Below are 15,563 nucleotides of genomic sequence, written 5' to 3' on the forward strand. Positions count from 1 at the left end.
TATGAAAAAAAGGCGGAAAAATGCCGTGATCATGTGTAAAGGTTCCTCGAAAACAGAAAAAAAACATCCCCATGAAGAAGATGTCAGTTATAATTGATCGATTCCGTTCACCCTTTATTTTCCCGTCACTCTTTAATATTTTACTAATTCCGCATTCACTGCCCCTTTTTTCGCTTTCGAACGAATCCAGGAAATGATAAGCGCTGCTATGATTACAAAACCTAAATAACCTGTAACTGGGTATACCGTTCCGACCAATTTAATGAAACCAACGAAACTTGCAAGGAAAGCGAGGATTCCCACCAAAACCACAGAGATTTTAAATCGTTTCGTATCGGCAGTCACCAACCTGGCTGTAAATGCATACAGCATTCCAACTGAGGTGTTATAGATCATTCCTAAAAGAACGATTGACAGGATATATCCCAACCATGGAGAAATCTGATTTGCTAAATAAAGGGTAGGCATTCCCGACCCTTCTATGCCCTTCAAGTCAGACATCATTCCCATGTTGATCAAAAATAACAATATCCCCAATCCGATACCTCCAAGGATGCCTCCCATTCCAGCCTCTTTCTTATTCTTAAAGATCCCTCCCATTACGGCCAGCATCGCGATTCCGGCAGTCATATTATATGAAACATACAATAATGAACCCATCAACCAATTTCCGGTTGCTGCCGTTCCTTTACTTGAAGAAGAAATGATTTCTTTAAAACTAAGTTCGGATGTGAAGAATGAATAGCCTGAAATAATAATCATGATTATAAATAAAAAGGGTGTGACAGCACTAATGATGGACATGATTTTATTAACATTAAGTAAGAGCGTGCCAATCGTAAGGACAGTCATGACGATTGCGCCGACTATACTTGGAATGCCGAATTGTTCTTCAAAAATCGTTCCAGAACCAGCAATCATGATGACTGTAACGCCAAACAAGAAAAAAGTAATGATAATATCGACTACCCTGCCTATGTAACGGCCACAAATATGATCGATGATGCTTTTATGGGAGCGGGTTTGAAGAGAGCTTCCCAGTTGTGTAACTTGCCTCCCTAAAAACGCGAATAAAGCAGTCGCCACCACAATTCCCAATACACTGTAGATTCCGAAGCTCGTAAAGAATTGTAATACTTCTTGTCCTGAAGCGAAACCTGCCCCAATGATGATTCCAATATATGCACCTGCAAGATTTACACTGTTTTTCATATGGACCCTCCTTTTAATTGAATGATTATTCTGATAATTAACTTTAAATGAAGTACCTATTCGTTCATAACTATCCCTGTTCCTTAATGCTTCCCAGCTTCAGTAATTTTAGCGAGCAAATCGCTCTTGAAGCTGGGGAGTGCTATTCTTCAGGTTCTTGCTTTTTATTATTTGGTATACCTTTTACTAAAGGAAGTGAATTCATCGACAGCAGTGGGATCGACTTCAAAGCCAATGCCTGCAGACTTTGGAACGGTTATGACCCCATCTATAACGGTAACCTCCGGCTGAATGATGTCTTGATGCCAATAATTCGCAGATGCTGCGGTATCTCCAGGCATCGTAAAATTATCCAGAGTTGTCAAGGCGATATTATGAGCGCGCCCGACACCTGATTCCAACATGCCTCCACACCAAACCGGAACTTTTCGTTCTTTACATAAATCATGTATTTTCTTCGCTTCCGTTAAACCGCCTACCCTGCCAATCTTGATATTAATGATTTTACAGCTTCCCAATTCAATGGCCTTTCTTGCATCTTCCACCGAATGTATACTTTCATCCAAGCAAATCGGGGTTTTGATTTCCGCCTGTAATGCCGCATGATCAACTATGTCATCCGATGACAAGGGCTGCTCGATCATCATTAAATCAAATTGATCAAGCTGCTTCAGTAATTCGATATCTTTCAGGCGGTAGGCGGAGTTTGCATCTGCCATGATTGGGATATCCGGATAACGATTGCGCACTTCCTTGATTACATCAACATCCCAACCTGGTTGAATTTTTATTTTGATTCTTTTATAACCATCATTCAATCCATCTTCTATTTTCTTCAGTAATTCAGGTACCGTTTTTTGGATGCCGATACTGATTCCAACATCGATTTTTTCGAGTTCTCCACCTAGTGCCATACTTAATGGGATATTCTTTTCTTTTGCGTATAAATCCCAGATAGCTCCCTCAATTGCCGATTTAGCCATATTGTTTTTGCGAATATGTGAAAACATTTCCGATATTTCACGAGGATGATCAATATCTTTATCCAATACAAGCGGAATCAAGAAATCTTCAAGCATGGTCCAATTTGTTTTTATTGTTTCTTCGTTATACCAAGGCGCTGAAAAAGCCACTGATTCAGCCCAACCCGAAAGCCCCTCCTCATTTTTCACTTCCACCAGTATGAATTCCTTATCTACAAACGTTCCAAAGCTTGTTGTAAATGGAGCAATCAGATCCATGTTCAAATGACGTAAACGCACTTCTTTTATTTTCATTTCTACTTCCCTCTCAATCCTGTTTTTTTTAATAAGTAGTGTTGAATGTGCTCACCTTGTACCCGTTCTATTCCAATTACAATATATCCGTTAGCAAAAAGCGTTTTAAATAATTCACCCGTTTTTGACCGCCAATCAATCGCAAGGCGGAGATCACCTTTTTTGATTTTCTGAATATCTGTCGGGATGGGGATAGCGACCACATCTGCATTGGTTTCCAAATGATAATCCTTGATATAAGGAAAGCCTTGGTCATTCATTTCTGTGATTACGATGTGTGTGGAATTTTCGGGAAGTGTTATCTCTTCCCTTCCTTCCTGCCGTATATTCCATTCCACCACGAACCGATCAGTGGATAATCCTTCATTGAGGGTATCTTCCATATTTCCATAACAATCTTCCATATATGTAGAGCAAACCGCTTTTAGCTTGCCGATATTCAAGTTTGCGTTCACACTTTCCAATGGATCATATGTCCATGTAATTAAATCGTAGCCTTTTTTGAGTGCTTCTTCTCTTTGTGCCAATTTAAGTAATCTACCGTAGCCCTTCTTTTGATGGGCAGGATGGATGGCTAACATATGGGAACAAAGAAACACCCTTCCATCCTTAAATCCCGGGAAACTGTATTGAAATCCAACTAACTGATCATTGATATAACCACCTAAAACAAGGCCGCCGTTTTTGACTGCGGTAATCGTCTGATGGGTAGGAACGCAATCCATGCCCCATACAAGGATTTCAAGTCGCTGCACTTCTTGTAAATCCTCTAGTGTTGATAGCGATTTTATGATTAATTCATCAGTCATGTAGGTGTCCCTTCTCTCCATACTTATCAAAAGTAAGAATGATGGCTTTCGTCAGGATTTCTATCCCGGAAAACAAAGCATCTTTGTTGAACGTCATGTTCGGATGATGGAGACCTGGTGTGAGATCACAGCCTAACCCAAGCATCGTCGCTTTGACTTCAGGCCTTTTCAACGTATAAAAATGAAAATCTTCTCCTCCGGTTGTTATGACAGGCGCTACCAGATTTTCTTTCCCGAGTGTATCGGCAATCGCTTCAGCCATTACTTCCTGGGCTTGTTCGTTTACGATAGCTGCGGCAACATTAGCAGCCGGCTCGAGTTTTATTTCAACTCCATGGACAAACGCCAAAGATTCTGCAACTTTTTCCACCTTTTTGGTGAGCTCTTTCATCACTTCATTATCTTGAGCCCTTAAATCCAGTGAGAATGTTGCTTTTCCAGGAATGATATTGGAACTTTCGCCTCCAGCGAAAAACTGGGTCATTTTTGCTGAATAAGGGATGGATGGATTGAGATGGATACTATTTAACATAGTGACGAATGCTGCTCCTACTTCGATTGCATTTTGCCCTTGATGCGGCCTTGCCCCATGTGCATCCGTCCCGACTATTTCTCCTTTAATGAACTGTGCGGCTCCGTGGACAATGGCAGGTGACGCCTGCCCATCCTTCACTTCCTCCACTGGCCTTAAGTGCACTCCGTAAAGGAAATCGACATCATCCAAAACTTTTTCTTCAATCATCTTCAAGGCGCCCGTACCTTTTTCTTCAGCTGGCTGAAAAATGAATTTCAGCTTACCCCCCGGCCGAAAGTCCATTTCCTTCAAAACTAGGGATACTCCAAGTGCCAGGGTCATATGCCCATCGTGCCCACAGGAATGATTAGCCTGAAATGTTCCATGCACCTCCTGCCAAAGTGCATCGATATCGGATCGTAATCCGACTGTGAAATTCCCATTTCCCATTTCTCCAATCACTCCGGTACAATCTTCGAATGTTTCTACCGTGCACTGATTTTCTCTTAAAATATTAGAAATGAAAGCTGTCGTATTCACCTCATTCCAACTCGTTTCAGGATGAGCGTGTAAATGGTCGAATATACCGATGATCCGCGGCCTTAATTTATCGATTGATCGTTTTATATCCATTTCTGTTCCCCCTAATATCCCGGTTTTATCGGTTTGATTAATGAATTCATATAAGTGTTAATTAAAAGAAATAATCATCTTGATTGAACGCATCATATCTAGCTTTTCTTTCTTTGAAACGCTGTTCATCTTTAATCGATACACCTGCTACTAAACTATTCAACAAGGAGAATAAAACAGGTGCCGTATCGATAGTGGAGGTCCTCGGTGTAGAAATGGGCAATAAAATGTCACTGAATTCAGCAATCGGTGCAAGTTCAGAATCAGTAATGCCGATTACAAATGAACCCGCTTGTTTGGCCATTTCCGTGATTTTCACCGTCTCTTTTACATACCGATGAAATGAAACGGCAACAAAGACGGAATTTTCAGTCATTTCGTTCAGTTGTGAAAAAATATCATCTGTGTCCGGTCTATATAAATGGACATCTTCCCGAACAAGCCTAAGTGTATACGTTAACCAATGCGCTGCCGAAAATGATAAACGGTGTCCGGAAATCAAGATATAGTCGGCTGCCACCAATTTATCAACCGTTTTGGAGAAATCATCATTTGATAAATTTTTCATTGTCTTTTCGATGCTAAGAATATCCTGCCCCATCACTTGTGCCATGAAGTTTGGCTGATTGGCAGCTTCTAGTTTAGATGCATGATACTCATTCAAACTGCTGCTCTCGAATATCAACTGATTACGAATAAGTTTTTGAAGTTCCGCAAATCCACTTAACCCCAACGAATAACAAAAACGGATGATAGTCGTTTCACTGACGCCAATATCCTTCCCTAGCTTTTCAGCTGAAGTGACTGCGAATGTATGTGAATGTACTAACAAATATTTCGCTACCTTTTTTTGACCAGTCGATAAATCAGGGAATACCTCTTTAACTTTTTGCTGTATATCCATAAAACATCCCCTCAAAACAAAGTATGAATCCTAGGCTTTATATATGACAATATGAAGTATAAACTTCTTTAATAATAGAAAGTATTTTAACACGGGTTCTTTAATAAAACAATAATATTCAGAATTTTTAATAAAAAGAGACCGATTTCTCCTAACCAAAAAAACCACGAAGATGAACTCCGTGGTTTTCCTTACACTTTATTTTTTATGACGCTTTGCATAGCCACACCGTTTACATAGCTCTTCAACTGCACATCTTCTTGAGAAGCCATCATACATGTTTTTAGCCCGTTCACCATTTAAAATTTCTTCAAGTGACGTTTCAAATATATTCCCAAGTGGAATTTTCCCTTCACTATCCAAACAGCAAGGTACGACCGTTCCATCCACCAAGATGCCCAACTGATCTCTCAGAGCATAACAGAATATATTTTCATCGATAATATCACGGTCCAATTCCGGCCACTCGAATTTTTCAGCCATGTTTATATAAACCCTGTCCTTCAACTTGATATTATTCTTTTGCTGAAGAGCTTCACTTAAGCGGATATCCAAAGAAAGCTTCTCCTCCAACATACTGAGAATATCGTCGTTCAGGCCATTACTCGCTTTCAGTTCATCTGTATCCATATTCCATAAACGAATGGCACAAATCACTTCACTTTTTTCATTGGCCTCATTAATGAAATCGGCAATATTACTGACATAAGAGTCAAGACTATTGCTCGTATCATTTGCCTCAAAGCTATGAAGGGAAATATTCACCTGCCGAAGGGCCTTTTTGGAGAGCAGCTTGTCTTTGACCTTTTGAATCAAAGTACCGTTCGTTGTAATATTCACTTTCAGATCATTTTCAGCACTGATATCCAGGAATGTACCCAAATTTTTATTTAAAAATGGTTCACCCATCAGATGAAAGTAAATATGATCGGTGTGTGGTTTAATTTTCTCGATAACATGCGTAAACCCTTCAGGATCCATGAATTTCAGGGTCCTTTGCAAGCTGGAGCTCGGACAAAAATTGCACTTCAAGTTACATATATTTGTAATTTCCACATAAACTTTCTTAAACTTTCTCATGATTTACTACCCCTAAAATCTAGCTATATTGTTTCAATCTGATACTAACTATACTTGTTAGCAGCTCATAAATGCAATGAAAACTTCATGGCAGGGGCATAAGTTTGTTGATCTCATAACATTTTTTCCAGTGGCAGCCATTATTCATTTGCCAATCACCTTAAGTATAAATTAGAAAAAAACATCCTCTGGAGTTGAAGATGTTCGTTAGATACATACCTATAATTTCCGTTTATGAACTCACTTTCCTTTTTGCTCCGTGACCTTTAAATTAAGTAATTTTTCATTTGTCAAATCATGTTGAACGGTCACGATGACATTGAACTCCTTTCCTTTTTCCTTGACCAAAAATCTGAAATCGTCTTGGACAAGATTCTTCGCTGTAGTTTTTCTACCATTATATTCATAATCGGTAATCTCAACTTCGGGATAATCTGCTTGGACGACGGCAATCGCAATTTTTCCATATTTTTCATAATCAGGTTTTTGGGCCTGTGCAGAAATGGACCCTGCTTGTATTATCAAAAAAATACCCATTAGCATCAAGATGACTTTTTTCAATATCTTTTCCTCCTTATACTGTCCTCTTATTTATTATTATGTAAAATTGTTCAATTGTTATGCAGCAGGTTCGCTTCATTTACAAGCATGATCCCAACAAAATGGTTCCTTTTCCATTCTTCAGGAAATACAGACATTGGAGGATTGGTTTCATCCACTAAATAACTGAGTTCGATTGTCATTCCTGGGCGGCCGAATTCAGTAATGAACCAATCCGTAAATCCACTGCCCACCGCTTCTTTTTCCGGAAAGGTCAATTCATACCCAGTCATTTCCGCTGTTTTTTTGGCAATGCCATAATCCCTCGCCATATTTTCCCGTTTATTTTGATAATGCCAAAAGATTTCCCTTCCGGACGTATGGTAGGAAACCGCAATAAGGGGATCGATTTCCCTCGTAAAATCAGCAAGCGCTTTAACCTCCGCAGCTTCAAGGGGGTGTTCACCCTTATAAAATTGATAAGTTGGTTTTGTTTCATTACTCATGACTTCTTTCCATCCAGCCGGATACTGCCTATTTAAATCAATGCCTTTGGCGTTGGCCTTCCAACGCGACCAATTATTACTATATCGATTCATTTTCCAGACGGCTGTCTTTTCAATAAAGCTCAAGTTTGATAAATCTCCTTGCTGGATGCTGACGCCATCTGGATTTAGCATCGGGATAAACCAAATGCTGACTTCATCCAATAATGCCGACGAATACCCTCCTATCGGCTTACCCGCCCGATAAGCGCCTGCATAGTCCTCGAGCATGCTCATTAACAGTTTGGAGCTAAGCCATTCCCTACCATGATGCGAGCCCACAAGCAATATCGATCTTCTCCCTTCTCCTAACTTCACTGCCTTTATATTTTTTCCCTTTTCAGTTTTCCCGATTATTTGTTCGTCCAAATCATATTGGTTCTGTATTTCCTGCAGATCCGCTTCCATTCGTTCAGGGGAATACACTTCTTCTGCAAGTGTGGTTTCGGGAAACAAAAGGAAAATGAACATTCCAATTAGCATTAATTTTCTCATGTACTCACCTTTTATTTTTATTCAGGTAAAAAGCAACAACCGCGGTCCAAATACATCACCACTTATTGTAAGGAAATGTTCAGTCCAATCTGAACAAAATACAAATAGCTCCTTATTAAGGGGGAGAACTACATGAGGATTGCGGATTATGATCAAGCATTGTTTCACACACACCGTTCTGATTGGGACAGCTTGTTAGTATTAATGGTTCGAACGAAAGATCACATTCTTTCGAAAAAAATAGAACATTTTTTGCACGCATACCGGTTTGAGCATGATTACCAAATCGTTCAATCCCAGCTGTATGCACTTCTACGTTATCTGGATCATGCAGCAGAAAAAACAAGTGATTATTTAAATGAACTCCCAAGCTAAAATTAACTATAGTTTTTGCAAAATGGGGAAATTTATACAAGAAGATTGATTTACGGGGATTTAACTGTGGCTGGTGGAACCCTATAAACAAGGAAGGGTCAGGTATTTAATACCTGACCCCCATTTCATTATTTTTTTATTGTGGCATATGCAGTTGCATATATTTTAAGTTCTTCAATTAAACCCTCTACAAGTACAGCAGACTCTTCAAATAATCCATCATTTTCATAATCGAAGCAATGCGGATCAAGGACCAATTGTTTCGGAATCACATTGGCATAAAGGCTACGCCCTACAGTCCTCATGGAATTCAAGGCGTTGATTCCGCCTTTTCCTCCTCCGGAAACAGCCAATAAAGCAACTGGTTTATGCGTGAATTGTTCACTGCTTAGAAAATCCAAAGCATTTTTCAAAGCTCCGCTCATCAAACCATGATACTCCGGAGTGGTAAGGATCACGCCATCCGCTTCCTCGATGCTTTTACGAAGACCTTGAATCACTTCCAATTGATATTGCTCACCTTCACCCGAATATAAAGGAATCTCACTGTTGCTTAAATCAATAAGTTCCGCTCCGTATTTCTTGGAAATGTAACGTGATGCAATCCCTGTACGCCCTTGTTTACGTGGTGAACCATTAATGATTACTAATTTTTTCATGTAAATACCCCTTCCATTGTTCCTAAATTGCTGCTCACTCTATCTACATAATGAACCGATGTTTTCCGAGGTCACTCGCCAATTCAGTATACCAAAACCGAAACAGAAATTCCTTGAATTTTGATTATTCTTGCTACTAAAAATTTGTCGGCGTCAACTCTTATTGACTTTACAAGAAAAAAACGAAAGACCAAAGTCCTTCGTTTAGCTTTTCAAACATTTAAACTAATGCTTCGATCTTACCCATGAAATCAGCCATGACTTCAGCTAACTTTGACTCAGCTTCTGGCATTGATTTACCTTGGACACCGAAATAGAATTTAATTTTCGGTTCAGTGCCTGAGGGACGGAGGCATACCCATGTACCATCTTCAAGGAAATACTTCAATACGTTTGATTTCGGAAGCTCAATCCGTTCTTCATCATTTGAAGGTAATGAACGCTTTATACTGCTCAGATAATCTTCCTCAATAACTACCTGGGTGCCGGCTATTTGAGCAGGCGGATTTTGACGGAATTGATTCAATATACCAGAAATCTGTTTTGCTCCCTCAATGCCCTTTAACGTCAATGAACGCAAACCTTCCAGGTAAAATCCGTATTTTTCAAACACATTCAATAACCCTTCATAAAGTGTTAATCCCTGTTTTTTATAATAAGCACAGACCTCTACAGCTAGCACTGCCGCTTGAATGGCATCTTTATCCCGGGCAAAGTCCTTAATTAGATAACCGTAGCTTTCTTCATACCCGAACAAAAAGCTGTGTTCCCCGCTTTCATTATACTGATTTATTTTCTCGGCTATGAATTTAAACCCGGTCAAAACATCAACCGTTTGCAAGCCATAGGACTCCGCAATCGTCCGTCCGATTTCTGAGGTGACAATTGTTTTTAAGACGACTCCATTTTGGGGAATTGTCCCCTTTTCTCTTTTCTGTGCCAGTAAATAATCGAGGAAAAGGGCACCTGTTTGATTTCCGGTCAGGACAACATATTGGCCCATCTCGTTTTTCACGGCTATCCCCAGCCGATCGGCATCTGGGTCCGTTGCAATCAATAAGTCCGCTTCCACTTTGTTTCCAAGCTCGATCGCCATTTCAAATGCAGCTGGTTCCTCAGGATTTGGAGATTTGACTGTTGAAAAATCTGGATCTGGCAGCTCCTGCTCCTTAACGATATGCAGGTTTTGGTAACCTAAGCTTTGCAGTGCCCGTCTTACTGATTTATTTGCCGTGCCATGAAGTGGCGTAAAAACGATTGACACATCTATTTCCTCTGCAAGCTGTGGATTCTCGGGTACTGTAAGCAACTCTTGATTATACGCTGCATCTAATTCCTCGCCAATCATTTCAATGAGGCCCTGCCCTTTAAGACTTTCAGCTTCTTCAACCTGAATATCAAGCTCACTTTCAATGGCATTCACGTAGCCGATCACTTGATCCGCAGCCTCAGGTGGCAATTGTGCCCCATCAGGTCCATAAACCTTGTAACCATTATATTCAGGCGGATTGTGGCTTGCCGTGATGACGATTCCAGCAAAAGCATTCAGTTCGCGAACGGCAAATGATAATTCGGGAGTAGGCCGCAATTCATCGAATAAATAAGCCTTCACCCCAAATGTTGCTAAGGTTTTAGCTGCCTCGAGTGCAAATTCCGGAGACTTATGTCTCGAATCAAAAGCAATCACAGCCCCTCTTCCCTTTGCCTCTTCCCCAAACGATGAGATATATTGGGCCAACCCAACCGTGGCTTTCCTTACTGTATAAAGATTCATCCGGTTCGTTCCCGCTCCGATTTCCCCTCGCATACCGCCTGTACCAAATTCTAAATTCTTATAAAAGGCATCTTCGAGTTTTGCTTCATCCTGCTGCATCTCCTCGAGGAGGACACGTAATTCCCCATTTAAATTCTGGTACCCTGCCCATGTGGTGTATAAAGATTTCCATTCCATCTCCATTATCTCCTCCAAAATGCCTTATTTTAGTCGTTATGTATCTACCTATACAAAATTATCACATTTTTTCCAATAAATGAAGTGAGAGCTCGTAATGAAAAGGACAGCATCAAGCTTTGCTTCTCATTACGAGCTCTCTATCTCTTTATTTTCCGCCTTTTTGATAATGTAGCTTATAAATATCGTGGCGTCGATCCTTCAATTGCCTTACTGTACCGGACTGTCTTTCTCGTCGTAAGATTTCCAAATCAACATCGCCAATCAGGACCATTTCAAGGTTCGGGCTCGTTTCCCCTACTATTCCGTCACGCGCAAATTCGAAATCGGATGGGGCAAAAATCCCTGATTGAGCATATTGGATATCCATATTTTCCGTTTGTGGCAGATTCCCGACAGTTCCGGAGATGACCGTATAAATTTGGTTTTCCACAGCACGGGCCTGGGCACAATAACGAACGCGCAAGTAACCTTGCCGATCTTCTGTACAAAATGGAGTGAATATGATTTTGGCACCCATGTCGGTTGCAATCCGGGCGAGTTCCGGAAACTCAATATCATAACAAATTTGTATGGCGATTTTCCCACAATCCGTATCAAAGACACGAACGCGATCACCTGCGTTGATTCCCCACCATTTTCTTTCATTCGGTGTGATATGAATCTTATATTGCTTTTCAATCGTCCCGTCGCGACGGAATAAATAAGCGATGTTATAGATATTGTCATCGTCTTCTTTAACGAAATGGGAACCGCCAATAATATTGATGTTATACCTTACTGCTAAAGTGGTAAACAACTCAATGTATTGCTCCGTGAAATCGGACAGTTTCCTAACAGCCAAGCTTGGTGACCTCTCATTTAAGAAAGACATCAGCTGGGTCGTGAACAATTCCGGGAATACGGCGAAATCGGCATTGGCATCCGAAGCCACGTCGGTGAAATACTCGACTTGGTTCGCAAAGTCTTCGAATGAATCGATTTTACGCAGCATGTATTGCACGACGCAAATCCTTACAGGTTCAGATGTTTTATAATAACGTTTTGTTTTCGCCTGATAATCGACGTTATTCCACTCCATGAGCGTAGCATACTTATTGGATTGTAAATCATCCGGCAAGTAATTCGGATTGATTCTCATGAGCGTGAAGCCATTTAAAAGCTGGAACGAAAGTACCGGGTCATATATTTTATGTAATTGCACTTCTTTTACATATTCCCTAGGTAATAGTTCATCCGCATGTTTATGGTAATTGGGGATCCTGCCGCCGATAATGATGCTTTTCAAATTCAATTGGGCAACAAGTTCTTTCCTTGAATCATATAGTCTTTGACCGATTTTCATCCTGCGGAATTTAGGATGGACCATGACCTCGATGCCATATAAATTATAACCGTCCGGATTATGATTCGTGATGTATCCATTATCCGTTACATCGTCCCATGTATGGCGATCATCATATTCGTCAAAATTAATAATGAGGCTGGAACATGAGCCAATCACTTTTCCATCATATTCAGCTACGAATTGACCTTCCGGAAAAATTTCCAGATGGCTCTCAAGCTGATCTCGTTTCCAAGGCACCATTCCAGGAAAGCAACTCGATTGCAAAGCAATTATTTCATCTATGTCTCCTAGCCTCATGTTGCGTATTTCCATAATTTTTTCATATTTATGCAGGTCCAAATTAGGCATTTTCCTCAGACTCCTTTAATCTCTTCCATAAGAATTATACCCCTTATTCAAAAATTAAAACAACTCAACCTACCCAAGGATTTCAAAATTGCGCAGCTAAAATCCTTACTGAATGCCCTCGAAAAAGAATATATATTTTACAGACCCCATCCATACATACTATACTTTTCATGAGAGCAAAAAGAGATGGGGAAGAGGAACCATGAACAAGACCATACGCAATGGGGAAAACTTATTATTTGTGGCCTTGGCTGCTCCATCATTGCTATGTTTGGAAGCTTATATTTCTCTGAAAATAAGCAAAATGAACCGTTTGCGTTCTGTTGGTATCAGCGTATCATCATATATCCTTTTACAATCATTTTAGGAATTGCAATCATTCGAAAAGATCTTTGGATTTGCTTTTATACCATGATAGTAACAGCCATCGGTGCATTTATTTCCACGCATCATTATTTTGTGCAAAAGGTTTCATTCTTTCCCGACCACACCCTTGCATGCGGAAGGGTTCCATGTATAGGACAATATATTGACGTGTTTGGTTTCATTACCATCCGTTCTAGCCTTGACTGCATTCGTCATTATTTTCATATGCAGTTACATCGTATGGACAAGATCCAAGGAGGTTGCAGCTTAATGAAGAAAATGGCTATTTTTTTAGTGATAATCGTCGCCCTTTTTGTCCTGCTGGGCGTTTTTACAAACATGAAAAAAGAAGAAAAATCAAAAGGTAATCCATACGGCAAGGATAAGCTTAAACCCGCTACTGTCGATCAGCTGGATGACCCCAATTATCAAAACTTGATCCTTCCTGTAGAGTTGGAGAAGGACCTCCAAGATAGTAAAGACGTGACCGTTTATTTCTATAGTCCCAAGAGTTCGATCAGTCAAAAAACCACACCAGTCGTGGCACCTTTGGCAGAGAAATTGGGTATTGATCTTGTTCAATTCAATCTTTTGGAGTTTGAACAAGGATGGAGCGATTATGGCATCAAAAAAACGCCGACCATCGTACACTATAAGAATGGACAAGAACAAGAACGGATCGATGGCTATAAAGATGAGGAAACCTTCGAGAAGTGGTTCGAGGACAACGATATTAATTAAAGATGGATAAAAATGAGCCGGCCCTAACGGAAATGCTTTTCCCGTTATAGCCGGCTCATTTTTTTTGACTTATACTAAATATTGATTCGCTACCTGGATATCCATCATCTGCACATCTTTACTCGCATCATGGTTTAAACATGAAAAATGGTCATAATAAAAAGGGAAAAAGATTCCGTATTCATTCAATAGTGCAATGTTATGCTGGAACAATTCTTCAGAATCAGATTCCATCATTAAAGAATCTACTCTCTTCTGTTTGTCTAATATTGACATGAGGACTTGAAGGCACGTCATTACTTGAAATGCGTCTCGTAATGTTGCTAAATAGGTAAAGGAACTTTGATTGGGCTCCAAAACGCCGATTTCGCGAAAATGAAGGATTTCACTTTCCGTAAAGTACTTTGGAAATACAGATTCATAGAAACGAGCAACGAGACTCGCTATTTCTTGCTCTTGTTCTTCCGTTGAAGAAAAGACCGTCTTCACTAAAAAAACCACCTTTTTCAGATCCATTAGACCTATCTTAATATATGTATATTCTAGGACAAGCGATTTCTTTCCCTATAGAGTAACATAAAAATTGTAAAAAACATGTGGTAATTTCCACCACGAATTTATTGACAATAGGTCCAATGTTACTTTTTTATCTTTTATCCTTAATTATTATATATTTTTTTCATTTACACACAACCAAACAGGCCGAAAGTAGGAATTAAAATGGAATATTTCAATATAACAAACCAACATTTATTAATAGAAGTTCTGCAAAGCTGGAATGGGTTATCATTGGAAAAACTTTTTAGGGAGCGGTGGAAAGCCCCCAAGAAGTTGGTGCATGAGTGGAGAATGAGTAAAGAAGTGATGTTGAACGGCAATTCCGTCCCATGGTCAACTGTCCTTACTAAAGGAGATACAATCAGCATCCCCTTACTTGATGATGCTGAAAAAGAAAGCGTAAAAGCTACAGACTTAGGAATTTCCATCTTATATGAAGATGATGTGTTGTTGGTAGCCAATAAACCGGCAGGAATGGATATGCACCCTTCTCAACCCGGTGATGCACATTCCCTTATCAATGGAGTGGCATACCATCTTCAACACACCGGCCAGGCTTGTATGATAAAGCATATTCATAGGCTGGATAAAGATACCACAGGTGCAGTCCTTTTTGCCAAAAACCGCCTCATTGGGTCCATTCTGGATAGAATGTTGGAGGAAAGGGAAATCAAACGGACATATCTTGCTTTAGTCGAAGGAATCATTAAAAACGACCAAGGCGAAATCAAAGAAAAAATAGGCCGTGATCGCCACCATGCTACAAGGCGGAGAGTTTCTCCTACAGGCCAGACAGCAGTCACCCATTATCGGGTGCTCAATCGCAATTCCAAGAAAAACTTGACCCTTGTCAGCTGCACCTTGGAAAGCGGCCGAACCCATCAGATCCGGGTGCATTTCAGTCACTTGAAACACCCTTTGGCAGGAGATACCCTGTATGGCGGAAGGCGGACATTTCCACGTCAAGCCCTGCATGCACGGAAAATCGAATTCATCCACCCCATTTCCGAACAAAAAATGACCATGGAAGCTCCATTTATCGATAGCCCTGAAATATTCGATGTTCACATATTATAAAGCCATAAACAAAAAAACACCGTTCCCTTAAGGCGCGGTGTTCATTTAATTTCTTCCTTATATATGAAATACAATTGTCCCTATATCTCGATTTCCTTTGGATCTCCTGCATATCAGCCAGTTTATCTTCA

At 40.2% G+C, this 15,563-nt stretch carries 15 protein-coding genes and 1 pseudogene; 4 read left to right on the plus strand and 12 right to left on the minus strand.

The window, feature by feature from the left end:
* Positions 1 to 132: 132 nt before the first annotated feature.
* The 8 genes from ACQKMH_RS15075 to ACQKMH_RS15110 all read right to left on the minus strand — a co-directional run bounded on the left by ACQKMH_RS15075 (position 133) and on the right by ACQKMH_RS15110 (position 8,009).
* On the minus strand, positions 133 to 1,212 hold the full coding sequence (locus ACQKMH_RS15075; protein ID WP_427588295.1) for a YkvI family membrane protein: 1,080 nt from the start codon (positions 1,210 to 1,212) through the stop codon (positions 133 to 135).
* Positions 1,213 to 1,379: 167 nt separating this feature from the next.
* A complete protein-coding gene (menC, locus tag ACQKMH_RS15080) occupies positions 1,380 to 2,489 on the minus strand; it encodes an o-succinylbenzoate synthase (RefSeq protein ID WP_427588296.1) in 1,110 nt (369 codons plus the stop codon).
* A 2-nt stretch (positions 2,490 to 2,491) separates the two neighbouring features.
* Positions 2,492 to 3,298 (minus strand): GNAT family N-acetyltransferase, encoded by an 807-nt coding sequence (locus ACQKMH_RS15085; protein ID WP_427588297.1) that lies wholly within the window; start codon positions 3,296 to 3,298, stop codon positions 2,492 to 2,494.
* Positions 3,291 to 4,445, minus strand: coding sequence for a M20 peptidase aminoacylase family protein (locus ACQKMH_RS15090; protein ID WP_427588298.1), 1,155 nt, complete (start codon positions 4,443 to 4,445; stop codon positions 3,291 to 3,293). Before ACQKMH_RS15090 ends, ACQKMH_RS15085 begins: the two co-directional genes overlap by 8 nt.
* A gap of 61 nt (positions 4,446 to 4,506) precedes the next feature.
* Positions 4,507 to 5,349: a MurR/RpiR family transcriptional regulator gene (locus ACQKMH_RS15095; RefSeq protein ID WP_427588299.1), complete on the minus strand. Its 843-nt coding sequence runs from the start codon at positions 5,347 to 5,349 to the stop codon at positions 4,507 to 4,509.
* A gap of 198 nt (positions 5,350 to 5,547) precedes the next feature.
* The gene (locus tag ACQKMH_RS15100; protein WP_427588300.1) at positions 5,548 to 6,429 is read right to left on the minus strand and encodes a radical SAM/SPASM domain-containing protein; all 882 of its coding nucleotides are present in this window, start codon (positions 6,427 to 6,429) and stop codon (positions 5,548 to 5,550) included.
* Between the two features lie 240 nt (positions 6,430 to 6,669).
* On the minus strand, positions 6,670 to 6,990 hold the full coding sequence (locus ACQKMH_RS15105) for a DUF3889 domain-containing protein (protein WP_427588301.1): 321 nt from the start codon (positions 6,988 to 6,990) through the stop codon (positions 6,670 to 6,672).
* 50 nt (positions 6,991 to 7,040) lie between these two features.
* On the minus strand, positions 7,041 to 8,009 hold the full coding sequence (locus ACQKMH_RS15110) for a M14 family zinc carboxypeptidase (protein WP_427588302.1): 969 nt from the start codon (positions 8,007 to 8,009) through the stop codon (positions 7,041 to 7,043).
* Between the two features lie 132 nt (positions 8,010 to 8,141).
* On the opposite strand from ACQKMH_RS15110, the gene ACQKMH_RS15115 reads away from it, so the two are divergent.
* Positions 8,142 to 8,384 carry a YhdB family protein gene (locus ACQKMH_RS15115; RefSeq protein ID WP_230157202.1) on the plus strand — a complete coding sequence of 81 codons (243 nt, stop codon included), beginning with the start codon at positions 8,142 to 8,144 and terminating at the stop codon, positions 8,382 to 8,384.
* Positions 8,385 to 8,512: 128 nt separating this feature from the next.
* On the opposite strand, the gene ACQKMH_RS15120 is transcribed toward ACQKMH_RS15115, so the two are convergent.
* The 3 genes from ACQKMH_RS15120 to ACQKMH_RS15130 all read right to left on the minus strand — a co-directional run bounded on the left by ACQKMH_RS15120 (position 8,513) and on the right by ACQKMH_RS15130 (position 12,690).
* Entirely contained in the window at positions 8,513 to 9,043 is a 531-nt protein-coding gene (locus tag ACQKMH_RS15120) for an NADPH-dependent FMN reductase (protein WP_427588303.1), read from the minus strand.
* A 220-nt stretch (positions 9,044 to 9,263) separates the two neighbouring features.
* Complete coding sequence (locus ACQKMH_RS15125) at positions 9,264 to 10,994, minus strand: phospho-sugar mutase (protein ID WP_427588304.1); 1,731 nt, start codon at positions 10,992 to 10,994, stop codon at positions 9,264 to 9,266.
* Between the two features lie 148 nt (positions 10,995 to 11,142).
* Positions 11,143 to 12,690 carry a GNAT family N-acetyltransferase gene (locus tag ACQKMH_RS15130; protein WP_427588305.1) on the minus strand — a complete coding sequence of 516 codons (1,548 nt, stop codon included), beginning with the start codon at positions 12,688 to 12,690 and terminating at the stop codon, positions 11,143 to 11,145.
* Between the two features lie 267 nt (positions 12,691 to 12,957).
* On the opposite strand from ACQKMH_RS15130, the pseudogene ACQKMH_RS15135 reads away from it, so the two are divergent.
* Both ACQKMH_RS15135 and ACQKMH_RS15140 read left to right on the plus strand, forming a co-directional pair.
* Positions 12,958 to 13,185: pseudogene (locus ACQKMH_RS15135) on the plus strand (disulfide bond formation protein B); the annotation flags it as partial.
* Positions 13,186 to 13,326: 141 nt separating this feature from the next.
* On the plus strand, positions 13,327 to 13,797 hold the full coding sequence (locus ACQKMH_RS15140) for a thioredoxin family protein (protein ID WP_427588526.1): 471 nt from the start codon (positions 13,327 to 13,329) through the stop codon (positions 13,795 to 13,797).
* A gap of 69 nt (positions 13,798 to 13,866) precedes the next feature.
* On the opposite strand, the gene ACQKMH_RS15145 is transcribed toward ACQKMH_RS15140, so the two are convergent.
* Positions 13,867 to 14,286, minus strand: coding sequence for a DUF5365 family protein (locus ACQKMH_RS15145; RefSeq protein ID WP_427588306.1), 420 nt, complete (start codon positions 14,284 to 14,286; stop codon positions 13,867 to 13,869).
* A gap of 231 nt (positions 14,287 to 14,517) precedes the next feature.
* Between ACQKMH_RS15145 and ACQKMH_RS15150 the strand changes: the two genes are divergently transcribed.
* A complete protein-coding gene (locus tag ACQKMH_RS15150) occupies positions 14,518 to 15,432 on the plus strand; it encodes an RluA family pseudouridine synthase (protein ID WP_427588307.1) in 915 nt (304 codons plus the stop codon).
* Positions 15,433 to 15,563 lie beyond the last annotated feature (131 nt).

The sequence above is a fragment of the Peribacillus sp. NPDC097895 genome, assembly GCF_050277555.1.
GTDB lineage: Bacteria > Bacillota > Bacilli > Bacillales > DSM-1321 > Peribacillus.